The sequence below is a fragment of the Corallococcus sp. RDP092CA genome (assembly GCF_041903675.1).
GTDB lineage: Bacteria > Myxococcota > Myxococcia > Myxococcales > Myxococcaceae > Corallococcus.
The window spans coordinates 42,850-64,824 of sequence record NZ_JAYESI010000023.1; the positions used below are offsets into that span (position 1 = coordinate 42,850).

General features: G+C 71.6%; 18 protein-coding genes. 9 read left to right on the top strand and 9 right to left on the bottom strand.

Translation table 11 applies throughout. The annotated features are described in order from the left end of the window. Positions 1-46 precede the first annotated feature (46 nt). The gene (locus tag U8525_RS23400) at positions 47-1,411 is read left to right on the top strand and encodes a sigma 54-interacting transcriptional regulator (protein ID WP_374268515.1); all 1,365 of its coding nucleotides are present in this window, start codon (positions 47-49) and stop codon (positions 1,409-1,411) included. A 58-nt stretch (positions 1,412-1,469) separates the two neighbouring features. After that, the gene (locus U8525_RS23405; protein ID WP_374268516.1) at positions 1,470-2,117 is read left to right on the top strand and encodes a DUF3332 domain-containing protein; all 648 of its coding nucleotides are present in this window, start codon (positions 1,470-1,472) and stop codon (positions 2,115-2,117) included. Positions 2,118-2,168: 51 nt separating this feature from the next. Here U8525_RS23405 and U8525_RS23410 read toward each other — a convergent pair whose 3' ends face one another. Together U8525_RS23410 and U8525_RS23415 are read right to left on the bottom strand one after the other, a co-directional pair. Further along, positions 2,169-2,720, bottom strand: a complete 552-nt coding sequence (locus tag U8525_RS23410) for a hypothetical protein (protein WP_374268517.1) — start codon at positions 2,718-2,720, stop codon at positions 2,169-2,171. Beyond that, entirely contained in the window at positions 2,717-4,036 is a 1,320-nt protein-coding gene (locus U8525_RS23415; protein ID WP_374268518.1) for a hypothetical protein, read from the bottom strand. The genes U8525_RS23410 and U8525_RS23415 overlap by 4 nt, the downstream gene beginning before the upstream one ends. A 179-nt stretch (positions 4,037-4,215) precedes the next feature. On the opposite strand from U8525_RS23415, the gene U8525_RS23420 reads away from it, so the two are divergent. Continuing rightward, the gene (locus U8525_RS23420; RefSeq protein ID WP_374268519.1) at positions 4,216-4,869 is read left to right on the top strand and encodes a gluconate 2-dehydrogenase subunit 3 family protein; all 654 of its coding nucleotides are present in this window, start codon (positions 4,216-4,218) and stop codon (positions 4,867-4,869) included. Next, positions 4,866-6,518, top strand: coding sequence for a GMC family oxidoreductase (locus U8525_RS23425; protein WP_374268520.1), 1,653 nt, complete (start codon positions 4,866-4,868; stop codon positions 6,516-6,518). The genes U8525_RS23420 and U8525_RS23425 overlap by 4 nt, the downstream gene beginning before the upstream one ends. A gap of 16 nt (positions 6,519-6,534) precedes the next feature. Here the strand turns inward: U8525_RS23425 and U8525_RS23430 are convergent, their stop codons facing one another. Beyond that, positions 6,535-6,984 carry a hypothetical protein gene (locus U8525_RS23430; protein WP_374268521.1) on the bottom strand — a complete coding sequence of 150 codons (450 nt, stop codon included), beginning with the start codon at positions 6,982-6,984 and terminating at the stop codon, positions 6,535-6,537. A 79-nt stretch (positions 6,985-7,063) separates the two neighbouring features. Here U8525_RS23430 and U8525_RS23435 point away from each other — a divergent pair, with 79 nt between their 5' ends. After that, the gene (locus U8525_RS23435) at positions 7,064-7,501 is read left to right on the top strand and encodes a hypothetical protein (protein WP_374268522.1); all 438 of its coding nucleotides are present in this window, start codon (positions 7,064-7,066) and stop codon (positions 7,499-7,501) included. 59 nt (positions 7,502-7,560) lie between these two features. Here the strand turns inward: U8525_RS23435 and U8525_RS23440 are convergent, their stop codons facing one another. The 5 genes from U8525_RS23440 to U8525_RS23460 form a co-directional block, all read right to left on the bottom strand. Beyond that, entirely contained in the window at positions 7,561-9,864 is a 2,304-nt protein-coding gene (locus tag U8525_RS23440; RefSeq protein ID WP_374268523.1) for a hypothetical protein, read from the bottom strand. Positions 9,865-9,884: 20 nt separating this feature from the next. Continuing rightward, positions 9,885-11,675, bottom strand: a complete 1,791-nt coding sequence (locus tag U8525_RS23445; protein WP_374268524.1) for a VWA domain-containing protein — start codon at positions 11,673-11,675, stop codon at positions 9,885-9,887. Further along, positions 11,672-13,657, bottom strand: coding sequence for a VWA domain-containing protein (locus U8525_RS23450; protein ID WP_374268525.1), 1,986 nt, complete (start codon positions 13,655-13,657; stop codon positions 11,672-11,674). The genes U8525_RS23445 and U8525_RS23450 overlap by 4 nt, the downstream gene beginning before the upstream one ends. A gap of 35 nt (positions 13,658-13,692) precedes the next feature. Beyond that, positions 13,693-15,018, bottom strand: coding sequence for a thrombospondin type 3 repeat-containing protein (locus U8525_RS23455; RefSeq protein ID WP_374268526.1), 1,326 nt, complete (start codon positions 15,016-15,018; stop codon positions 13,693-13,695). Between the two features lie 171 nt (positions 15,019-15,189). Beyond that, a complete protein-coding gene (locus tag U8525_RS23460; RefSeq protein WP_374268527.1) occupies positions 15,190-16,827 on the bottom strand; it encodes a calcium-binding protein in 1,638 nt (545 codons plus the stop codon). Positions 16,828-17,082: 255 nt separating this feature from the next. Here U8525_RS23460 and U8525_RS23465 point away from each other — a divergent pair, with 255 nt between their 5' ends. From U8525_RS23465 to U8525_RS23475, 3 genes are all read left to right on the top strand, one after another. Continuing rightward, complete coding sequence (locus tag U8525_RS23465; RefSeq protein ID WP_374268528.1) at positions 17,083-17,391, top strand: hypothetical protein; 309 nt, start codon at positions 17,083-17,085, stop codon at positions 17,389-17,391. Between the two features lie 100 nt (positions 17,392-17,491). Next, positions 17,492-18,022 (top strand): hypothetical protein, encoded by a 531-nt coding sequence (locus U8525_RS23470; protein WP_374268529.1) that lies wholly within the window; start codon positions 17,492-17,494, stop codon positions 18,020-18,022. After that, positions 18,019-18,978, top strand: a complete 960-nt coding sequence (locus U8525_RS23475) for a hypothetical protein (protein WP_374268530.1) — start codon at positions 18,019-18,021, stop codon at positions 18,976-18,978. The genes U8525_RS23470 and U8525_RS23475 overlap by 4 nt, the downstream gene beginning before the upstream one ends. A gap of 3 nt (positions 18,979-18,981) precedes the next feature. Here U8525_RS23475 and U8525_RS23480 read toward each other — a convergent pair whose 3' ends face one another. Beyond that, positions 18,982-21,333, bottom strand: coding sequence for an MtsA protein (locus tag U8525_RS23480; RefSeq protein WP_374268531.1), 2,352 nt, complete (start codon positions 21,331-21,333; stop codon positions 18,982-18,984). A 230-nt stretch (positions 21,334-21,563) separates the two neighbouring features. Here U8525_RS23480 and U8525_RS23485 point away from each other — a divergent pair, with 230 nt between their 5' ends. Beyond that, positions 21,564-21,974, top strand: a complete 411-nt coding sequence (locus tag U8525_RS23485; RefSeq protein ID WP_374268532.1) for a hypothetical protein — start codon at positions 21,564-21,566, stop codon at positions 21,972-21,974. Position 21,975 lies beyond the last annotated feature (1 nt).

Here is a 21,975-nt window from a genome sequence, read left to right on the forward strand (position 1 = left end):
AGACAGCCCGCGCGGGCCCGAAGCCGTCTAGAATCCCCGCCCGCTCATGCCCCTCGTGCCTCCCGCCCCCATCCCCACGCACACCGTCGTCGCCGCGCGGGCGCAGGGAGAGCGGCTGTCCGCGCAGCGCTTCCACCTGGTGCTGCTGGACACCGAGCGCGCCGGCACCGTGTACCCGCTCGCCACCGAGGACCTGCGCGTCGGCAAGGCCACCGACAACGACGTCGTCATCGACCACCCCACCGTCAGCCGCAACCACCTGGTGGTGCGCCGCCAGGGCGACCGCTTCCTCGTCCAGGACCTGGGCTCCACCAACGGCACGTTCCTCGACGGCGCCCAGGTGCGCGAGGCCTACCTGCGCCCCGGCGCCCTCCTGGAAGTGGGCGACGTGCGCCTGCGCTTCAGCCCGCAGATGACCCCCGTGCAGGTGGAGCCCACCGCCGAGGACCGGCTGGGCGACCTCGTGGGCCGCAGCGTGCCCATGCGGCAGATCTTCGCGCTCCTCCAGCGCATCGCCCCCACGGACTCCACCGTGCTGCTGGTGGGCGAGACGGGCTCCGGCAAGGGCGCGGGCGCCAAGGCCATCCACAAGCTGAGCCCCCGCGCCGCCGGGCCCCTGGTCGTCTTCGACTGCGCGAGCGTGTCCGACTCGCTCATCGAATCCGAGCTGTTCGGCCACGAGAAGGGCGCCTTCACCGGCGCGGTGGGCCAGCGCATCGGCTGCCTGGAGCGCGCCCACGGCGGCACCCTCTTCCTGGACGAGATCGACGACCTCGCCCTGGACCTCCAGCCCAAGCTCCTGCGCGCCATCGAGGACCGCGAGTTCCGCCGCCTGGGCTCCTCGTCGCCCATCTCCTTCGACGCGCGCATCATCGTGGCCAGCAAGAAGGACCTGTGGGCGGAGACGCAGGCGGGCCGCTTCCGCGAGGACCTCTACTTCCGCCTGTCTGTCTTCACCGTCAGCCTGCCGCCCCTGCGCGACCGCAAGGAGGACATCCCGCTGCTCGTGGACGCCTTCGCGGGCGAGGGCCTGTGGCCCCGGCTGCCGGAGAAGATCCAGGAGCAGTTCCTGGGGCACACCTGGCCGGGCAACGTGCGCGAGCTGCGCAACGCCCTGGAGCGCGCCCGGCACATGGTGGACATCCCGGGGCTCGCCGGGGACAACCTCCTGCGCGAGTTCACCCGCGACGTGCCCACCCCCGCCGGCGACTTCCTGCCGGTGGAGTTCACCGGGCCCTTCAAGGTGTGCAAGGACGAGCTCGTCCGCGCCTTCGAGCGCGAGTACCTCACCCGCCTCCTGGGCCGCGCCCGCGGCAACATCGCCCGCGCCGCCCGCGAGGCGGAGCTGGACCGCAAGCACCTCTATTCGCTCCTGCACAAGTACGGGCTCGTTCAGAGCGAGCCGGACTGAGCCTTCGTGGCATGGTGGTGGCCGCTTTCACGCGGTCCCCATTCCCCAGGAGGGCTTCATGCAGATGCGTCCGTCCCGTTGGCTCGGCGTGCTGTGCGCGGGTGTCCTGATGGTGCACGCCACGGGCTGCTTCGGCTCGTTCAAGCTCACGCAGAAGATCTGGCAGTTCAACAAGGGCGTCTCCGGCAACAAGTTCGTCCAGTGGCTGGTGTTCCTCGTCTTCGTCGTGGTGCCCGTCTATGAAATCGGCACGCTGGTGGACGCGCTCGTCGTCAACAGCATCGAGTTCTGGACCGGCGGCAACCCGGTGAGCAGCGTGGAGGGCGAGGACCCGGGCACGCGCCTCGTGAGGCTGAGCCCCACGGACACGCTGAAGATGTCCCGCGACGCGGAGTCCGGCGTCATGCGGCTGGAGTTGCGGCGCGAGGGCCAGGAGCCCCTGGTGCGCTACTTCGAGCCGCTGGAGGACGGCCTGGTCGCGCGCGACGAGGCGGGCGCCCTGCTCCTCCGCGCCCAGGGCCAGGCGGACGGCGCGGTGAAGGTGACGGACGCCCGCGGCGCCACCGTGACGGTGCACGCGCGGGACGCCGTGGACACCGCGCGCCAGCTCTTCCTGGACGGCGGCGCGCCGGCGCTCGCGCAGTTCGCCACGCACCAGGGACAGCTCTCCCAGGGCCTGGCCTCGCTCGACGCCTGCACGCCGTGAGGCGAAGCCCCCGAGGCTTCCGGCGCGACCCACCGGAAGCCCTGGGGGGCGTCAGGGCGCGGGCTCGTCGACCACCACGTCGCCCAGGTCCGGGCCGAAGCCCGCGTCGAGCGCCTCGGACTTGAACGTCCCCTCCATGCTGCGCCCCGCGCCGTAGCCGTCGCCCTTCTTGAACGACAGGGAGAAGTCCCCGCGCGTGAGCTCGCCCGGGTTGCCGCCCTCGTCCAGCACCAGGTCGCCGCGCTCCACCTGGGTGAAGACGCGCGCCGGCTCGCCCGCGGCCACGTGCACCACCGCCGCGCGGTCCCGGCCGGACGGCGTGGTGCCGCCCAGCGGCACCTTCGTGCCCGGCTTCAGGTCCACGCCCTCCGTGTCCACCGTGAGCCGCGCCACCAGGTCCACGTCCAGGCCGTTGTTGCGGAAGTAGCTCACCTGGAGCGCCTCCGGGTTGCGGCGGATCTCCACCCTGGACACGTCCGTGACGGGGAACAGCTCCGACACGCTGCCGGACAGCTCGTTGTCGCCCCGGCACGCGACGGCGCCCGCGCCGCAGAGCAGGCCCGCCAGCCCCAGCGCCGCCACGGCGCGTCCCGCGAGGCTCACCGCTCCACCGCCAGCGTCAGGGCCTGCGTGCCGCCCGCGCGGTAGAGCACCACCCGCTGGCCCGTGGACAGGAACGCCAGCTTCGGCGACCAGCCGCCCGCCGTGTCCACCGTCACCTCGCGCCACTGGTCCTCCACGCGCGTGGCGATGATCAGCGCGTCGTCCGAAGGCGAGCAGCTGCCCTCGTTGCGCCCGGCCTCCAGCGAGCAGACGTGGAACGCGATGGACGGGTCGTGCGTCTTCGGGTCGAACGCCAGCGACGGGTACCAGCCGCCAGAGCCCGTCTGGTACACGGGGTCCGGCGTGGTCCAGTCCCCCGCCGCCGCGCACTTCGTCCCCGTCGTGCCCGCGCAGGTGATGAGCGTGAGCCGGCTGTTGGAGCGGTCCACCACCGCGACGCCCAGGCCCGCCACCGGGTCATACGCCAGCGACGCGCCCAGCATCGTGTCCCCCACCGCCTGCACCTGCGTGGGCGGCGTCCACGTCGCGCCGTCCGCGTTGCGACGCTGGAAGTACACGTTCGCGCCCTTCGCGTCCGCGGCCCCGAAGGCCTGGTCGTAGACGAGCACGGGCTGCTCACCCGCCATGATCATCTGGAGCCGGCCGCCGTACGCGGTCTTCTGGTCGCCGCCCGAGGCCACCACCCGGTGCTGCCACGCCGTGGGGCCGCCGCTGGCCAGCTCCACGTCGCTGCCCGCCCAGTCCTGCTGCGGGAACTGCCCGTTGTGTCCGTCGCGGTAGACGACCAGCGCCTGGCTGCCGCTGAAGACGATGGAGGGGTTCAACCCCACCAGGTAGCCGGTGTCGCTCACCGGATTGCCCGCCACGGCCTCGTCGCCCTTCGTCACGGCGATGCGCTCGGTCCAGGTGCCGCTCGCGTCGCGGTAGGACACCGCGAGGTCGCTCTGGAGCCAGTAGACGGAGTCGTCACTGCCGCCGCCCAGGTAGCTCACCGCCGGCTGCCCGGACGGGCTGAACGCCAGCGACACGCCGTACATGCGCTGCACGGTGGCGATCTTCTCCGCCGTCGCCTGCACCTGGCCGTCCTGCACCTCGCGGTAGCGCAGCTCGAAGTCCTTGTCGTTCACCTTCACGAAGTACGCGATGCCGATGCGGTCGTTCGGGCCCACCGCCATCGCGATGTTGGAGATGGCCGGCTGCTCGCTCGGCGCCGTGTCCACCGTCAGCCGCACGAAGGGCGTCTCCGTCGTCCCGCCATCGTCCTGCGGCTTCGAGCCCGCGTCCGGGTTGGCCGGCTTGCCGCCGCCACATCCCAGCGCCAGCGCCGCCCCCAGTAGCCACGCGTGCCGTTTCATGCGGTTCTTCTCCTTGGTCCAGTCGGCCGGGTTGAGGGCGCCATCCTATGTCAGCCGCGCGCGTTGTCCGTCACGCCTCACGGTGCATTCGTGTCGCACGCGCGCGGTGGGCGGACAGCCGACCCCGGCCCCACCTCCGGTGCCGTGAAACACACGCACCTGGGTTAGGCTCGCACGCCATGGCTCGCGCGCGTTCGCTCCCCCCGAAGCTGTCCCGGCGCACCTTCATCCAGCGGCTCACCTTCTTCGGCGGTGGCGTCGTGCTGCTGGGCGGCGCCGCGTGTAAACGTTCGAAGGAGGCGGAAGCGCCCAAGCCGGCCGGGCCCACGGGCACCACCGCCGCCGGGCAGGCGCTGCGCACCTTCTCCGCCTTCGAGTACGCCGTCGTCGCCGCGGCCACGGAGCGGCTCCTCCCCCGCGACGAGGACCCGGGCGCCCAGGACGCGGACGTGGCGCTCTACATCGACCGCATCCTGGAGACGCAGGGGCTGGGGTCCATGCACCGCGACTTCCTCCAGGGCCTGTCCGCGCTGGAGCGCCGCGCGCAGCGCATGTTCCAGAAGGGCTTCGCGCAGGCCACGCCCGCCCAGCAGGACGAGCTGCTCGGCATCTTCAAGGACAGCCCGGCCGGCAGCGGCGAGGCCCACTTCTACGAGCTGCTGATGACGCTCAGCCTGGAGGGCTTCCTGGGCGACCCGTCCTACGGCGGCAACAAGGGCCGCGTGGGCTGGCGCCTGATGGGCTTCGACACCGTGGGCACGCTCGCCATGGCGCCCCCGGAGGGCTACGACGGGCCCCGGTGCCTGCGCGAGTGCGGAGGCCACCACCCGTGAGCCGGCCCTCCGTGGACGTGTGCATCGTGGGCAGCGGCGCGGGCGGGGCGCCGCTCGCGCTGGAGCTGGGGCGCGCGGGCTTCAAGGTCGTGGTGCTGGAGAAGGGCCGCCACTACCAGCCCAAGGACTTCGTCCACGACGAGATCCTCAACAGCCGCCGCAACTTCTTCATGCCGCTGCCGTGGGAGGAGCCGCACCTGGTGCGCCAGGGCGCGAAGGGCCGCTACGAGCGCAGCAACGCCGCGTGGACCGCCAACTGCGTGGGCGGCGGCACGGTGCACATGAGCGGCTTCTTCTACCGCCTCAAGCCGGTGGACTTCCGCCTGCGCTCCACGCTGGGCGCCGTGCCCGGCACCACCGTGGCGGACTGGCCCATCTCCTACGAGGAGCTGGCCCCCTTCTACGACAAGGCGGAGGCCGAGCTGGGCGTGTCCGGCCAGGCCGTCCCCCACCCCTTCGCCGAGCCCCGCCGCGGCCCCTACCCGCTGCCGCCCCTGGACGTGCACCCGGTGGCGTCCGAGCTCGACAAGGTGTGCGCGGCCCTGGGCTGGCACGCGCTGCCCACCGCGCGCGGCATCCTCAGCAAGGCCTACCAGGGCCGCGCGCCGTGCGCCTACTGCGCGCTGTGCGGCAGCTACGGCTGCGAGACGGGCGCCAAGAGCAGCACGCTCGCGAGCCTCATCCCCAACGCCCTCGCCACCGGCAACGTGGAGGTGCGCCCGGGCTGCATGGCGCGCTCCATTGAAGTGGACAAGCAGGGCCGCGCGAAGAGCGTGGTGTACCTGGACCCGGAGGGCGTCACCCAGGAGCAGCCCGCGAAGGTCATCATCGCCTCCGCCACCGCCGTGGAGAGCGCGCGCCTGCTGCTCAACTCCACCTCCAGCCGCTTCCCCAACGGGCTCGCCAACGGCAGCGGGCTCGTGGGCAGGAACCTCCTCTTCAGCTCCTTCGGCGGCTCGCGGGCGCACTTCCGCGTGTCCAGGCAGAAGGCCGCGCGGCCGTGGCTCACGGACCCGGCGCCCTTCGTCAACCGCAGCCTCCAGGACTTCTACCTGATGCCGGACGCGCGCCACGGCTTCCGCAAGGGCGGCACGCTGGGCTTCATGTGGGCGCACCCCAACCCCATCTACGCGGCGGTGGGCCTGGCGGGCAGCGGCAAGGCCGGCGTGTTCGGCAAGGAGCTGAAGGACCGCATGCGCGCGTACCGCGACTCGCGCATCCTCGAGTTCGAGGTCTACGCGGAGTTCCTCCCCACGCCCGGCACCTCCGTCACCGTGGAGCCCGGGGTGAAGGACAAGTACGGCATCCCCGTGGCCGCCATCACCCTGGACCGGCACCCGGCGGACTTCGCCGCCACGCGCTTCCTGGTGGAGCGCGGCGAGGAGGTGCTGCTGCGCCTGGACCCGGACCGCGTGGAGCGCGTGGGCACGCAGGGGGAGACGACCATCCTCCAGCACGGCACCTGCCGCTTCGGCGACGACCCGGCGGCCTCCGTGCTGGACAAGCACTGCCGCGCGCACGAGGTGCCCAACCTCTACGTGGTGGACGGCAGCTTCATGCCCACCGGCGGCAGCGTGCCCTCCACGCTCACCATCGCGGCCAACAGCTTCCGCGTGGCGGACCACCTGGTGCGCACGCTGAAGGGCTGAGGCGCGGCGCCGCCCGCTACTGGATGCGCAGCGGCGTCACGTCCACCTTCACCACGTAGCGCGCCTGCATGTCGGAGTCGAACTCCACCAGGTGGTCGCCCACGCCGGTGACGTCCGCCTGCTGCGTGAAGATGCCGAACTTCTCCATCTGGTCCAGCGCCGCGCGGCCCGTGGATGCCTTGCGCTGCCGCGCGCGGCAGCCCTCCTCGTGCACGGTGATGGCCGTCTCCTCGCCCGCCGCCGTCACGTCCTCCAGGTAGAAGCTGACCTTGAGGGTGGAGGCCTCCGGCACGCGCACCAGCACCTTGCCGCGGCCGGGGAAGCGCCCCTCGGAGTAGCTCTCCGGCCCGAGGATGCAGCCCGCGTATTCACCGCACACGGGCCAGGACGCGTTGCAGGTGTCCAACACGCGCGCGCCGATGAAGTCCTCGCGCGAGCCGCCGCACGCGAACAGCATCAATCCCATCACCGCGCCCGCCAGTCGCGAGACCTTCCGTGTTACAACACCAGACATTCTTCTGAACCTCACCGAGGAGTGGATGTCCATGCGCCTGCGCAACCTGTGGCTGCCCCTCACCATCATCGCCCTGGCGGGCTGCGGGGACCAATCCGAGGACCTGCCCGACACGCCGCAGCTCATCATCGACCGCACGGAGCTGAGCTTCGACACGGAGTTCTCCGCGGGGACCTACGTGGGAGCGACGACCTTCAACACGCTCTACATCGAGAACCGCGGCCTCCAGACGCTGGAGCTCAACGAGGCCTCCCTCTCCGGCCCCAGCGTCTTCACCATGAAGAAGCCGGAGACCTGGCCGGAGAACGGCCCCATGAAGCTGGAGACCTACCAGCGCACCTTCATCGAGGTCGCCTTCAAGCCCAACGCCGCCGAGGACTTCACCGGCACCCTCACCCTCAAGTCCAACGCCGCCAACGGCGAGACGCGCGAGCTGGCGCTCAAGGGCAAGGGCGTCGAGGCGCCGTAGTCCCGGCGGCGCCCCCGGAGGCGGCGGAGGCGTGGAGCCCCGCCGCCCGCCCGGCGCGGCTACCGGGTGAACTGGCAACCGCCCACCCACGTGCCGCCATCCTGCGCGGGCGCCGGGCACGACGTGGGCGCGCCTCCATCCGCCGCCGTGTAGCTGCGCGGGTAGTCGCCGTAGGCGGTGCGCAGCGTGTAGCCCACCGGGGTGTAGTCCGTGCGCTCGGTGGCGCTCACCGCCACCTTGAGCGTGCCGCCCTGGATGAAGCGCCGCTCCAGGCAGGAGCACGCGTAGGGCGCCACCGTGACGCGCGTGGTGGTGGCCGTCTTCTCCAACTGGTACAGCGCCTGGTAGCTGCTGAGCGGCGCGCTCGCGGAGGTGTGCCACGCGCGCATCACCGAGGCGCTGTACGCCAGCGTCAGCGCGCCGCCCGTGCTGGTGGTCGTCACCGGCGCGCAGGGGCCGGTGCCGCCGTCCGTGGAGGTGCCGTCGCAGAAGGTCAGGTCCAGCGCCAGCCCGTGCGGCGTGCCGCCGTCGGGCAGGTTGTCCACCTCCCACTGCACCAGCCACGCCGCGTCCTCCGGCGCGCTCAGCGAGGGCAGCTGGTACTGGAAGGTGTCCGTGTCGGAGGGCACCGCGTCGTAGTCCGTGGGGCCGCGCACGCCCAGGCCCGTGGCGCGGTCGTTGCCGCGCAGCCGGCCGTGGCCGTAGGACAGCTGGCCCTTCGCCTCGAAGGTGGCGTTGCCCGGCGCCGGCAGGTCGCCCGTGCCCACGCCGCCGAGCGTCTTGGCGCGCGGCTGCTCCACGCCCCCGCTGTAGGCGGCGACCTCCTCCGCGTCGTCGTCGTCCCAGGACACCTCCAGCCGGTAGTCGCGGTCATCCGCCCAGTTGTTGCCGTCGTCCTGCACCACGAAGTGGTACGTCACCGTCGCGGCGTGCGCCGGCACCGGCAGCGCGCCCTGGAAGTTGCTCAGGTTGGGGAAGCGCGCGGGGTCCGCCTCCTCGCGCAGCGACTGGATGCAGAGCACGGCCTCCGCGTTGTTGCAGTACGCCTGCACCAGCCCCGGCGCGTCGGGGAACTCGCGCACGTCGCGCGGGCACACCGTGGCGTCGCTGGTGCAGGTGGCGCGCTGCTCCGCGGTGACGGACGTGCTCACCGTGGTGAACACCAGCACCTGCCGGTCCGCCAGCTGCCCCAGGGGCAGGGGCAGCGGGTCGAAGCGGGTCGTCGTGGGCACCTCCACCAGCCGGTAGCGCAGCACGCTGGGCTTCGCGTACACGGGCAGCGTCAGCGCGTACCAGTCGCGGTCGGACACGTAGCCCAGGCGGCCGGTGAAGGCCGTGGACGTCCCCGGCGAGCCCACCAGGCTGCGCGCGAACGCCCGAGCGTAGGCGTCGTTGTCCCCGGACTGATCATTGGGGTCCGCCTCGTCCACCACGCGCACCTCCACCTCGTAGGGCTGGCGCAGGTCGCCCGCGGGCACGGGATCATTAGTCCCCCGGTAGCCCTTCACCACCAGGGTCCAGGTGCCCGGCAGCTTCACCTTGCGCGCGGTGGCCAGCACGCCCGGGTGCACCTTGGGCAGCACGCTGCCCTCCGACTCCTTGTCCGTGCCGTTGGGGCGCAGCAGCTCGTAGGACAGGCGGTAGTTGGGCACGAAGCCCTGGTCCGGCGCGGTGATGCGCACGTAGGCGACCTTCCCCTCCGGCAGCGGGAAGCTGAAGCGGTCCACGTCGTTGTCCGTGGCCAGGTAGCCCTTCGCGGTGCCCACCTGCACGGCCCCCTGCGCCGCCAGCGCGATGGGCGTGGGCGTGACGTCGTTGGGCTCGTTCGCGTCCGGGTTCTCCAACAGCTCCACGGTGAGGCGGTAGGCGTTGCGCGCGTCGTAGTTGGGGCGCGCGGGGTTCGTGGGCGCGTCGCGCACCACGACGATGAGCTGCGTGTCCGGCGTGCCGTACGGCAGGATGAGGTCCACCGGCGTCGGGGCGCCCGCGCCGTGCTGGTCCGACTTCGCCGCCAGCGCCGTGTTCTTGTCCTTCTCCATCACCGTGACGGACAGGTTCACCGGCGTGCTGGACGCCAGGTACGTGCCGGTGACGTGCACCAGCGTGCGCGCGTTGGCGGAGGCCGGGACGCGGATGCTGTACCAGTCCTCGTCCCCAGCCTTCACGTCGCCGGTGAGCGCCAGGAAGCGCTCCAGCGGCACGCCGGGCTTCAGCTCGCAGTCCGCGTTGGACAGGGCCTCCTCGCGGCTGTTGCAGAGGTCCTCCACCACGGCCGTGCCGGCGTCCGGCGTGTCGTCCCCGCCGGAGGAACAGGCGGCCAGGAGCAGGAGCGCGAGCGGGAGCAGTCGGGTGCGGAGGCGCATGGGGGACTCGTGAGGAGGCATCAGGGGACGGGCGAGAGGGTCGGGGCGACGCCGGGGCAGCCGTCCACGAAGTCCTCGGGGTTCACGCGGACGACGCCGTCCGGCGGCGACTTGATGCCGCCCACCGGGTAGCGCACGGAGTCCACGCGGAAGGTGCGCACCAGCGTGCGCGCGGTGGGGTCGTCCGCGGGCAGCATGGACACGGAGAGGTAGATGTCGTTGTAGCCCGCGCCGCGCTGCACGGTGCCGGCGTCCACGCCCCCGTCCACGCCGCCGTCGGCGATCATCGCGACGGTGGGCGCCAGCAGCACGTTGTCCACGCGGAAGCGGTAGCACTGGCGGCCGTCCGCATCCACCGGGCCGTCCGCCTCCAGGCTGTAGCGGTACGCGTCCGAGGCCAGGTTCGCGGTGTCCACCTGGAGGGGCCGCATGTGCATGCGCAGCTCGCTGCGGTTGGTGAGGCCGTCCGTGTCCGGGTCCTCGTCCAGGTCCTTGCTGGAGCCCTGGGTGCCGCCGCGCCACTCCATGCCGTCCGGGATGCCGTCGCCGTCGCTGTCCTGGAGCGTGGCGTTGGTGCCGATGAACTGCTCGTCGCAGTCCAGGAGGCCGTCGCAGTCGGTGTCCACGCCGCGCAGCGCGGGCGGACAGCCCTTGTCCAGGCCGCCGCCGTCCGGCAGCGCCACCTGGGTGGGATTGAAGTCCACGCCGCGGTCGCGGAAGTACACCTCCACGCCGTCGCTGAAGCCGTCGCCGTCCGTGTCGCGCAGGTTGGGGTTCGTGCCCAGCTCGTACTCGCGCGCGTCGGTGAGGCCGTCGCCGTCGGTGTCCGCCTCGTCCAGCGGGCTGCCCGGCGGCGCGGAGAAGTTGGAGGCCACGAACTCCTTCACGACGAAGGCGCGGCGCACCTGGCCGAACTGGAAGTTGAGGAAGTTGATGGGCTCGTTGTTGCGGAAGTCGCGGAAGTTGCCGCCGCCCAGCGTGGCCATCTTCTCCAGGCGGTCCGCGTTCTGGTTGATGATGAGCAGCGGGCAGCCGCCGTCGCCGAAGCCGCCGTCCTCCGCCACCAGGTCGCACACGGACGGCACGGGCTGGATGGGGTTGAAGACGTGCACGGTGTTGAAGCGCACGTCCTCCACCAGGTCGCGCAGCTGGCGGATGCGCACCACCGCGTCGCCGCGGATGAGCTCGTCGTCCTGGTCGTTGGTGGGCTTGCCGTCCGACAGGAAGATGACCGAGTAGCGCGCCTGCGCCAGCGCGTCACTTCCGCTGGGCTGCTGCCGCGCCCGCGCGATGTCCGTGTTGATGAGCGAGTAGATGTCCGACAGCGGCTTGACGAAGTCCGTCGAGTCCCGGTTCGGCGACGTGTCCGTGTTGCGGAAGGTGAGCAGCTTCTCCGTGAGGATGGCCTTCGCGGTGGCGTCCAGCTTCGACACCTGCACGAAGCCGTCCTCCAGCGGCGGCCCGGGGTTCTGCGTGAGGAACGCCGTGGTGCTGCCCGCGAAGAGCATCACCGCGATGGAGACCTCGTCGTCCTGCGGGAGGTTCTCGATCAGGTCCACCAGCGCCGTCGCGCGCGTGCCGTCCGGGTCGCTCACGCGCATGGACTGGCTGGCGTCCATGGCGACGATGATCTTGATGGGCCGGATGACCTCGTTCGCGCCCAGGGTGCAGAAGCGCCCGTCCAGCGACACGGCCCGGTCCGCGGGCACCTCCGTGTCGCGGCGCGGGTCGTAGAGGTACGTATCCGTACAGGCCACCACCACGGCGAGCCCCACCAGGGTGAGGATCCACCAACGTCCCGCGCGGCTCACGGCGACGCGCCTCCCTGCGACGGCGACACGCCGACGCAACTGCCCTGGGTCCTCCAGGGGTCCGCCAGTTGATCCGGCCGGCGGAAGTCACCGTCCTCCATGGCCAGGTCCGGCCCCAGCGGCACGCGCACGCTGGGCGGCGCGTACTGGGCCCACGCGCACGCGGTGCGCCAGACGCCGTAGTCCGTGGCCACGCCGCTCTCCGGCGCCTCCGCGAACCACACCTTGAAGAGGTTGTAGCCCTGCTTCACGCCCGAGCGGTCCGGCGGCGTCACCAGCTGCAGGTTGGACACGGTGAAGTCGTAGCAGACGCCGTCCGTGTCGTTGCCGCCCTCGACCTTCTTCACCTCGTACTGGATGCCGTACTTGTCGTGGAAGAGCCGGTCGCGCCGCGTGGGGTCGCTGCCCGCCTTCAGCTCCTCGTCATCCGGGATGCCGTCGCCGTCGGTGTCCAGGCCGGCCACGTTGGACTGGAGCGGGTTCAGGCCGTACTTCGCCTCCAGCCCGTCCGGCGCGCCGTCGCCGTCGCTGTCCACGATGCCCTGGCGCGTCTTGAGGTAGTCCTCGGCGAACTGCGACAGCCCGTCCCCGTCCGTGTCGCGGCAGACGCAGTCGGGCGTCAGCGGGGACTGCGGGTCGCAGCCGCGCGCGTCCAGGTCGTTGCCCGGCTTGAAGCCCTGGTCCATGCGCCGGTACTCGAAGCCGTCGCTCAGGCAGTCCCCGTCGCTGTCGAGGGTGAAGGGGTTCGTCTTCAGCGTGAAGCTGTTGTCCAGCGAGTCCGGGACGCCGTCGCCGTCGCTGTCCAGCACGCGGCCGTCATCCCCCGGCGCGGAGCTCAGCGGCTCCACCAGCAGCGTCTTCATCACGTTGGGCGACGCGAACGACGAGTAGTCCAGCGCGCCCAGGCCCAGCTCGGAGATCTCCGCCGTGTCGCTGAACTCCTGGTAGACGCCGTTGCCCATCTCCGCGAAGCGCTTGAGCAGGTACGAGGCGATCTTCTTCGCCGCGGCCGGGTACTGAGCCTCCGGGACGCCCGGGTAGGTGCCGTAGATGTCCTGGCAGATGGGGCCGCAGGCGCGCACGGCCTCCTCGTTGAAGAGCAGCACCGTGTGCATGCGCACGTCGCCCACGTTGTACTGCGTCTTCAGCTCCATCAGCCTGCGCACGTAGCTGAAGAGCTGGTAGTTCTGGTTGCGGTCCGTGCCCACCTCGAAGCCGTTGATGGCGTCGGTGGTGCTGGTGGCGTTGCAGAAGCTGGAGATGGAGTCGCGCCAGGTGAGGTCCGGCGTGTCCGGCCCCGCGTAGACGGACAGGTCGTCGTTGGCGGAGCAGCGCGGGTACGGCGTGCCGTCCGTGAGGAACACGACGACGTAGCGCGTGCGCGGCAAGAGCTCCGGCGTGGACTGGGACACCGCTTCAATGTCGCTGGCGATGAGGCTGTACGCGTAGCTGAGCGCGCCCTGGTAGTCCGTGCCCTTGCCCAGCTGGGACTGGAGCCCCTCGATGTAGCTGTTGATGTTGCCCGGCGGCGCGAAGCGGTCTCCCGTGGAGGCCGGCGGCCAGGTGTTCTTCACGTTCGTCTCGAACGGGGCGATGGCGATGCTGATGTTGCCCTGGCGCGCGTCGTTGATGCGCTTGAAGCCACTCACCAGGTTCTTCAGCGCGCGCACGCGCGCGGGCTCGGTGACGCCCGGCGGGATGATGGCCTGCACCTCCGCGCGCTCGCAGAAGCCGCTGCCCTCCTGCGAGCCCGGCGGATCCGACACGCACATGCTGCCGGACTCGTCCACGACGAGCACCACCTTCACCGGGAAGCCGGTGGGGTTCGCCGGACGCGTGCACACCCGTCCGGTGAGCGTCAGCCGGTCATCCATCTGGGACTGCTCCTGGGCGCGCGGCTCCAGGAGCGTGTCGGAGCAGGACAGCACACCCAGGGCCAGGAGGCCGGTCGCAAGGAGCGGGACGACGAGCAGACGGCGCATGCGATGCGGGCCTCCTGGCATGGGGGACATCCTTCTTACGCCTTCTTGCGGCGGCGCAGCAGCAGGCCGAGCACGCCAGCGCCCAGGGCCGCGGCGCTGCCACCCGCCGGCAGCGACGTGCAGCCGCCGCCGTCGGAGTCCTGCTCGCCCACCTTCAGGAAGAGGCTGGACACGGAGGTGCGCTGGTCGGGGAACACGCGGTCCGCGAAGGCCAGGCGCGTGGACACCTGCAGCTCGTACTCACCCTCCTTGTCCGGCTGGAAGTTGGGCACGCTGCCGTCCACGTACTGGTACTCCCAGTGGCGGCTGTAGGTGACGGCGCCCTTGGGGTTCTCCACCACCGCGGTGGAGCCGGAGGGACGCTTCACCACCGTCCACGTGTACTCGATGGCCGCGCCGTTGCGGTTGGCGAACAGGGGCGGGCGCACGGAGATGCCCGTCTTCTCCACGCTCAGCACCCCGCCCGTGCCCACGCTGAAGGGCGACTTCGGGTCGAGGCAGTCGTTGGGGTTGTCCTTGTTGAGCACCACGCAGTAGCGCGTGTCGCACGCGTCGCCGATGCCGTCGCCGTCGTCATCCGCCTGGTCGCGGTTGGCCACCAGCGGGCAGTTGTCCACGTCGTTGAGCACGGAGTCGTTGTCCCGGTCCGGGTCGCACGCGTCGCCGATGCCGTCCGCGTCCGCGTCCTTCTGGTCCGGGTTGGACAGGCCGGGGCAGTTGTCCAGGTTGTCGGAGATGTTGTCGCCGTCCGCGTCCACGCGGCACAGGCTCACGTCCGCCGGCAGCTCCTGGTCCGGGTTGGCGATGAGCGGGCAGTTGTCCTCGCCGTCCTTGTACCCGTCGTTGTCGTCGTCATCGTCGCAGACGTCGCCAATGCCATCCTGGTCGTTGTCCGCCTGGTTGGCGTTGGGGATGGTGGGGCAGTTGTCCTCGCCGTCCGGCTTGCCGTCGTTGTCGTCGTCCGGGTCGCACGCGTCGCCGATGCCGTCGCCATCCCCGTCCAGCTGGTTGGCGTTGGCAACGGTCGGGCAGTTGTCGCAGGCGGAGCCAACGCCGTCACTGTCAGGCATGTCGTCCTGGTCGCGGTTGGACGTGAACGGGCAGTTGTCCTTGTCGTCCGCCTTGCCGTCGCCGTCCGCGTCGTCCGTGTACGACAGCGTCTTGCCGTCGTCCGTGTACGCCACCCAGATGGAACAGCCGCAGCCACAACCGCAGCCGCCGCCCTCCTCCTTGGGGCGACCGCACTCGTCTCCGAGGCACTCCGGGTTGTCCGGGTTCTGCTCCTGGGCCTGCACGGTGCGGGGGCTCAGCACCAGGAAGGCGCCGAGCGCCAGCATGGGGGCAATGCGACCGATAGTCATGGTGACTCCTTTCACAACCCCCCGCCCTAGCAAGAGGCGATCCCGCGTCTGTAGGAGTTTCAGGGTCAGGAACTTCAAGGGCTTGCGCGTTCGGAAGGGGCTGCTACAGGAAGGGTGTGGGGGGGACACCCCATTGAGACTGTGGGGGACACCCCACGCCCGGGGCCGGGCTCAGGTGCCCACGATGAAGTCATTGGAGACGAGGGGGACCATGCCCGCGGGGGTGCGGCCGGTGGCGGGGTCGTAGTGCATCTCCTGGATGAAGAGGGAGCCCACGCCGGCGCCGCGCGGATCATTGTCCCGGCCCACCTGGAGGTAGAGGTAGACCTCGTTGGTGCCCGCAGGGATCACCTCACCGGGGATGAGCGGGTGGGGGCGCTCCAGGGTGGGGACCAGGGAGACGTTCTCCACGCGGGTGCGGTAGCAGGCGCGGTCGCTGGTGGCGGTGGGGGGCAGCGGGACGATGGAGTAGCCGTAGCCGCGCTCGCGGTGGAAGTCGAGGTCGGCGCTGAGCGGGTCGCCGTGGGCCTCCACCTCCTCCACGTTGGAGAGGCCGTCGCGGTCGCTGTCGAGCAGGTCCTCGGCGACGAGCGGGTTCGTCTGGGACAGGGCCTCCACGAGGTCCGGCAGGCCGTCGCCGTCGGTGTCGCCCACGCAGGGGTCGGTGCCGAGCACGCGCTCCTCGCAGTCGTTGAGCCGGTCGCCGTCGGTGTCCTGCACCACGCTGCAGCCGTTGATGACGTCCACGGCGAGCGGGTCCAGGCCCATGCGCAGCTCGACGCCGTCCATCAGGCCGTCCTGGTCGGTGTCCGGGGAGGTGGGGTCCAGGCCCAGGGCGCGCTCGTCGTCGTCGCCCACGCCGTCGCCGTCGCTGTCGGTGAACATCTGGCCGTTGCGCACCTGCACGTTGCGGTTGAAGGCGAGGAAGCGCTTGAGCTTGAGCGCGTTGTCGAGCGCGCCGTAGTCCAGCCGCGCGAGCGCGTTGGGCAGGCCCGGGAAGTCCGTCTCCACCGGCGCGCTGCCGCCCGCGTTGGCGATGGCGGCCACCTGGAGGCGGGCGACGGCGTCCGGCACGTCGCCGCGGACGTAGACGGGCTGCACGCTGACGCCGCCCGCGCCCAGCTGCTCCACCAGGCCCTTGAGCTCGCCCACCACGGCGGTCAGCTCGCACTGGCTGCACGCGGCGTTGCACTGGGTCTGGGCTTCGGGGGTCGTGTTGCAGCCGGCGGCCTGGGACAGCGCGGTGCAGCGGCTGTCGATGCCGATGTTGTACGCCGGGTTGTCACAGCTCACGTCGGCGCTGCGGATGACGGGCGCGACCACGTAGCGCGTGCGCGCGACCTCGCCCTTGCAGGAGGCCTGCATGTCGCCGGACAGGAGGCTCTTGGACAGCCGCAGCGCGGAGCGGATGCTGATGGGCCCCTGCTGCTGGTAGCTGGCGTAGCGGGGCAGGACGGACTGGAAGGCGGCCGCGTCCGTGAAGCTTCCCTGCAGGCCGGTGGCCACCGAGTGGAAGGCCACGAGCCCGAAGCGCACCTGCGGCCCGGTGAAGCGCGAGGTGAGCGTGGTGAGGCCGTCCACCGCGTAGCCCACCACCTCCGGCTCGACGCCGGTGCCGCCCTGGAGCGCGAACACGACCTTCACGGGGAACGCGTCGCCGGTGGCCTCCGGCACGCAGAGGTCGCCCTCGAAGTTGACGCGGTCCTTCGTGCCGCCCGCGCGGTCATCAATCGAATAGAGCCCCGAGTCGGTGCACGACAGGCACAGCGTTGAAAGCAGGAGCCAGGCGACCCGGGGGGAGGAACGCATCCGTCGGATTGTAGACCTCAGCTCCCCCACCCGACGCAAGCAACCCGCGGAACGGCCCCTCGCGAGGGCATGGACCCAGGTCCAACGGGCCGCCCCCATGGAGGCGAAGAAAGGCTGCCGCCAGCCAGGCTGGAATGTCCACATCCTCCCTGGAAACAACCGGCAACAAAATCCTGGTCTTGCCGGGATGGTTCCGATTCCAGGGAGGGGAAAGACATTGCCCATGCAGTCCTCCAAACCCCAAGGAGCAAGGCCATGAAGAAGACGCACATGAAGGTCGGTGGGACCGTGGCGATGTTCGTGCTGGCGCTGGGCGCGACGGGTGCGATGGCGAACAACCGCGAGGTCAAGAGCCACGACCCGCGCATGGCGGTGTCGATGGAAGAGGTCGTGCTGGTGTCGAAGACGGGCCCGCTGGCGGGTGGCTCTGGCGGCGGCAGCGGCGGCGGCAACTGCGGCATCCTCAGCAACATCCTCGGTGGCGGCAACATCCTCGGCAACACCACGGGTAACCTGCTGGGCCTCTTCACCGGCGGCGGCAGCGTGACCGGCAACTGCAACTGAGGCCATCCGAAGTCACGACCCCCTGAAGCAAAGCAGCAGCCCCTTCACGACGCACCCGGCGCCGGAGGTCCGTCCTCCGGCGCTCGGGACTGGAGCCCCCATGCGACACACGTTGACTCCCCGGCACGGGTTGTTGACCGGCCTCGCGGCGCTGCACCTGTTGATGGTGGCCTGTGGCGCGCTGCACGTGCCCTTCTCCGGGATGGCGGGCGCCGTGAGCCCCTGGGCGCGGGCCTATGGGCACTGGACGGGCTCCAGCAGTGGCTTCAGCTTCTTCGCCCCCGGGGTGAGCCCGGCGGTGCGCGTCTCCTTCGACCTGGAGGGCGCGTCCGGCGCGCCGCTGCACGACGACTTCCGGTCCGACAACGGCGCGGTGAGCCTGCGCATCCACTCCATGAACCTGCGCTTCAACCTGGAGGAGAGCCGGGACGCGCTGGCCCGCGCGTGGGCGGCGGCGATGTTCGGCCGGCACCCGGACGCGCGCTCGGTCACGGTGCGCGTGGAGTCGCTCCAGCTGCCCAGCATGGAGGCGCACCTCCAGGGGTCGCGGCCCCTCTGGACGGAGGCCTACCGCGCGGTGTTCGAGCGGCGGGTGCCCGCGCCCCTGTCCGCCGGCGAGGTGACGCCATGAGCGCCGCGACCTGGAGGACCTCCGTGGGCCAGCGGCTGGCGGCGTTCGTCAGCGCGCCCTCGTCGCCGCAGCCCCTGGGCGTGCTGCGCATGGGCGTGGCGGCGCTGCTGCTCATCCAGGCCTGGAGCCTGTCGGAGAGCCTGCCGGAGCTGCTGGGCGACCGGGGCTGGGTGCCGTGGAGCGTCTCCGAGGCGATGGCGTCCCCCGCCGTGCCCCGCGTGGACGCGGTGGTGGCCGCGCTCGCGCCGCTGGGCATCTCCCAGGTGGCCGGCATCCAGGCCCTCGCGTTCGCCTACGTGGTGGCGCTGCTGGGGCTGCTCCTGGGCCTGCACACGCGGCTGTCGGCGGTGGTGGCGTGGATCCTCCACACGGTGCTGCTCAACAGCATCAGCTTCTTCTCCTATGGCGTGGAGACCTTCGCGCACATCAGCCTCTTCTACTGCGCGGTGATGCCGGTGGGCGCGGCGTTCTCCCTGGACGCCCGGGCGGGGAGGACCTCGGTCGTGCACTCCGCGCTCGCCACGCTGTCGCTGCGCGTGTTGCAGGTACACCTGTGTCTCATCTACCTGTCCACGGGGCTGGAGAAGCTCCTGGGGCCGGTGTGGCGGGACGGCACGGCCATCTGGGAGGTGCTGATGCAGCCCCAGTACGGCCAGTTCGACTTCGCGTGGCTGGCGGCGGTGCCGTGGCTGGTGAAGCTGGCCACGTGGGGCACCCTGGTGGTGGAGGGGGGCTACGCGTTCTGCGTCTGGCCCCGGCGCACGCGGGGGCTCTGGGTGGCGCTGACGCTGGGCATGCACCTGGGCATCGCGGTGATGATGGGGCTGTGGATGTTCAGCGCGATGATGGCCGTGCTCACGTTCGCGGCGTTCGGGTGGCCGCTGGTCGCCGAGTCGATGGTCACGCGGGTCCGGGCCGCGGTGCTGCTCCCCTTCCACTCCGGCTCCGCGCGGTAGGGCTCACAGCGTGAGCAGGTAGGCGAGCAGGTCGTCGCGCTCCTCGGGGGTGAGCTCCCGCGCGGCGCCGTGCTGGGGCCCCGAGCGCTCCAGCAGCGTGCGCAGCGGGAAGCGCGAGCCCACGACGAGCCGGTCGCCCTGCACCGCGTAGCCCATCGTGGCGCTCGTCAGGAGGGGCCACACGTCCCAGGTCCCCACCAGCGATGGCGGCGCCGCGCCCGCCACCAGCTGCTGCTGCTCCAGCCGCAGCTCCAGCGCGATGGGCGTGCCGACGTCCTGGTACTGGCCCCGCGTCGAGGGGTCCTGATCCAGGGTGAAGAGGGGCGCGGGGTGGCAGGCCGCGCACCGGGCCTTGCCCTCGAAGAGCGCCAGCCCCTTCAGGGGGTGGCCGGTCCCGCCGTCCGGCATCGTCACCGTCTCCAGCGGCGCGCCGTCCGCGCCCCGGTAGGGGTTGGGCGGCGTGGGCAGCAGCGAGGTGTAGAGCGCCAGGGCCTCCACCTCCGACGGCAGCGGATCCGGGTTGTGGTAGCGGTTGCGCCCGCCCACCGTCTCCACCGTCTCCGCGATGCTGCGCGTGCTCGCGGGCGTGAAGTAGGGCGGCGTGTCCCGGCTGCCCAGGGCCGTGGTCGAACGGTAGATGCGCATGGGGCGCGTCTTCTCGAAGAAGACGCCGCCGGTGTGCCCCTCGATGTGGCACGCGTCGCAGCTCATCCCGGTGCGCCCCACGTCGGTGAAGTAGAGCACCTGGCCCCGCCGGCGCTGCTCGTTCGGGCGCACGTCCACCACCGGCCACTGCCGCACCACGCGCGCCTTGCCCGCCCGCGCCTCGCGCACGTCCACCACCGCCACCGTGCCCGTGAAGCGGTTGAGCGCGTAGAGCGTGCGCCCGTCCGGGGACAGCGCCAGGGAGCGCGGCCCGGAGTGCAGCTCCAGCCCCGCCCGGCCCTTCGTCCCCAGGTCCTCCGCGGGGCGGATGAACGGCGTGCCCTCGGGCGCCGGGATGGGCAGCGTCTGGAGCACCGCCTCGCGAGCCGCCGCGTCGCTCTTCACCAGCGCCCTCGCGTCCAGCACCCGCACCTGCCCCAGGCCCACGTCCGCCGCGTAGAGCAGCCCGGCGCGGTCATCCAGCGCCAGCCCCTCCGTCACGCCCGCGCCGAAGCCGCGGTGCCGCACCACCTGCTGACGGTCCAGGTCCAGCACCGCGACGCCGCTGTTCGCGCTCACCTCCATGCGCTGGGCGTTGGGCCCCACGTTCGGCCCCAGGCTCGACATGAAGACGCGATTCAGCCGGTCGCTCACGACCAGCGCCCGAGCCGCCTTGCCGCCCATCACCTGCGCGGAGAAGGCCTCCGTGGGCCCTCCGATGATGGGGACGCCCGGCCCGGGCACCAGGGGCGCCAGCTCCCGGCCCTGGAGGGTGTCCAGCAGCACCACCTCCCCCGTCTGGAGGCTGCCCACCGCGAGCAGCCCCCCGCGCACCGCCATGGCGCGCGGGTTCGGATCCACGGCCCGGACCCACTTCTCGCGGCCATCCTCCAGCGCGAGCGCGTGCACCGCGTCGCGGATGTGCTCGGCGACGAAGGCCACGCCCTTCGCGCCATCCACCGCGAGGCCCCATGCGCCCGCTGGCGCGGGGACGACCCGGGCCTGGCGCTCCGGCGCGTCCAGCGCGTACAGCCAGAGCCCCGCGTCCCACTGGTGGGCCACGCCCAGCCAGGGATGCCCGCCGGCGTCCGTCCACGTCGCGAGCGCGGAAGGCCCGTCCCCCACCGCCATCGCCTCCACGCGCCCCGACGCCACGTCCAGCGCGAACACCGTGTCCGTGGGCGGCGACGCGACGAAGAGCGTGCGCCCGTCCGGGGACAGCGCCATCGCCATCAGGTCCGGGAAGGCCTTGTCGTTGACCACCGTGAGCCGCGCGGTGCCCGTGGGCTGGGGGCCGGTGCTCGCGGCCAGCGACAGCTGCACGTCCGCCTGGAAGGTGCCCGCGGGGAGCGCGAGGTCGGGGGGCAGCCGCGCGTAGGCGTGGCGCGCGTCCACCACCGTGAGCGGCACCTCCCGCGCCAGGGGCGCGCCGAGCACCAGCCGCAGGCCCGGCACCAGGTCCTCACCGTAGAGGGAGAGCGGCTGCGAGGTCTGGTTGCTGGTCAGCTTCGGACCAACCGACTGGAGGATGGGGCGCGGCGCGGCGGGCCGGGCATGAGCGGGCGGGGGCGGGGGCGCGCTCCGGGGCTTCAGCGCGAAGGTCAGGAGGCCCAGCAGGACCAGGGCTCCGAGCCCGGCCACGATCCATCCCCGCTTGCGAGTGACACCTCTCACGCGTGTGCATGCCTCCCGCGCGCGAGCATCCTCCATTCGCCCACCGAGTCACGATGACTTCGCGCCACGGCTGCTCGCATGCTCGGGAGGCACCGCGCGGAGGGAATCCCACGGGACGTTTCCAGCGTGCCGGCACGAGGCGGGACAGGGCGTGGAGTGCCCGCCCCAGGTGAGGTGGACTGCCCCCCACACCTGCTCGCCACGGGCCATGCCATGCGGCAGGAGTGTGCGTTGACAGGTCGGGGCACGCATCGCTTAACCTGTTGATGATGCGACGTTTCCTCCTCTTCTGTGCCGTCGCCAGCGTGCTCGGCTTCGGTCCCCTCTCCCCCGCGAACGATGCCTGGGCCCAGGGGCGGGCACGTGCCCCCAAGACGAAGGCCGCGAAGCCGGCCCGGGCCAAGAAGGGCTCGAGCAAGGCGCCGCCGCGCATCGAGACGAAGGCGAGCACGGTCGTGACGGATCCGGTGACGGGAGACGCCGCCGCCACCGCGTCGTCCGCGCCGCCGCAGCGCGGGCCGTCGCGCATCGACTTCGATGACCGCCTCATCCAGGGCCAGACGAACAAGTCCGGCGCTGTCTACCTGTATGACCGCAAGGAGTTGAAGACGCGGTCCATGCTTCGCGAGCGCGACAGCTTCCGCTCGGAGACGCTCGCCACCGTCTACGATCAGTAGG

What these genes read in the sequence shown, in the direction of transcription:
- U8525_RS23420 (WP_374268519.1), top strand. Translation starts at nt 4,216, where the DNA reads ATGGCTCGCGCGCGTTCGCTCCCCCCGAAGCTGTCCCGGCGCACCTTC.
- U8525_RS23455 (WP_374268526.1), bottom strand. Translation starts at nt 15,018, where the DNA reads ATGACTATCGGTCGCATTGCCCCCATGCTGGCGCTCGGCGCCTTCCTG.
- U8525_RS23460 (WP_374268527.1), bottom strand. Translation starts at nt 16,827, where the DNA reads ATGCGTTCCTCCCCCCGGGTCGCCTGGCTCCTGCTTTCAACGCTGTGC.
- U8525_RS23485 (WP_374268532.1), top strand. Translation starts at nt 21,564, where the DNA reads ATGATGCGACGTTTCCTCCTCTTCTGTGCCGTCGCCAGCGTGCTCGGC.
- U8525_RS23430 (WP_374268521.1), bottom strand. Translation starts at nt 6,984, where the DNA reads ATGGGATTGATGCTGTTCGCGTGCGGCGGCTCGCGCGAGGACTTCATC.
- U8525_RS23435 (WP_374268522.1), top strand. Translation starts at nt 7,064, where the DNA reads ATGCGCCTGCGCAACCTGTGGCTGCCCCTCACCATCATCGCCCTGGCG.
- U8525_RS23440 (WP_374268523.1), bottom strand. Translation starts at nt 9,864, where the DNA reads ATGCGCCTCCGCACCCGACTGCTCCCGCTCGCGCTCCTGCTCCTGGCC.
- U8525_RS23480 (WP_374268531.1), bottom strand. Translation starts at nt 21,333, where the DNA reads ATGGAGGATGCTCGCGCGCGGGAGGCATGCACACGCGTGAGAGGTGTC.
- U8525_RS23400 (WP_374268515.1), top strand. Translation starts at nt 47, where the DNA reads ATGCCCCTCGTGCCTCCCGCCCCCATCCCCACGCACACCGTCGTCGCC.
- U8525_RS23475 (WP_374268530.1), top strand. Translation starts at nt 18,019, where the DNA reads ATGAGCGCCGCGACCTGGAGGACCTCCGTGGGCCAGCGGCTGGCGGCG.
- U8525_RS23465 (WP_374268528.1), top strand. Translation starts at nt 17,083, where the DNA reads ATGAAGAAGACGCACATGAAGGTCGGTGGGACCGTGGCGATGTTCGTG.
- U8525_RS23470 (WP_374268529.1), top strand. Translation starts at nt 17,492, where the DNA reads ATGCGACACACGTTGACTCCCCGGCACGGGTTGTTGACCGGCCTCGCG.
- U8525_RS23450 (WP_374268525.1), bottom strand. Translation starts at nt 13,657, where the DNA reads ATGCGCCGTCTGCTCGTCGTCCCGCTCCTTGCGACCGGCCTCCTGGCC.
- U8525_RS23415 (WP_374268518.1), bottom strand. Translation starts at nt 4,036, where the DNA reads ATGAAACGGCACGCGTGGCTACTGGGGGCGGCGCTGGCGCTGGGATGT.
- U8525_RS23405 (WP_374268516.1), top strand. Translation starts at nt 1,470, where the DNA reads ATGCAGATGCGTCCGTCCCGTTGGCTCGGCGTGCTGTGCGCGGGTGTC.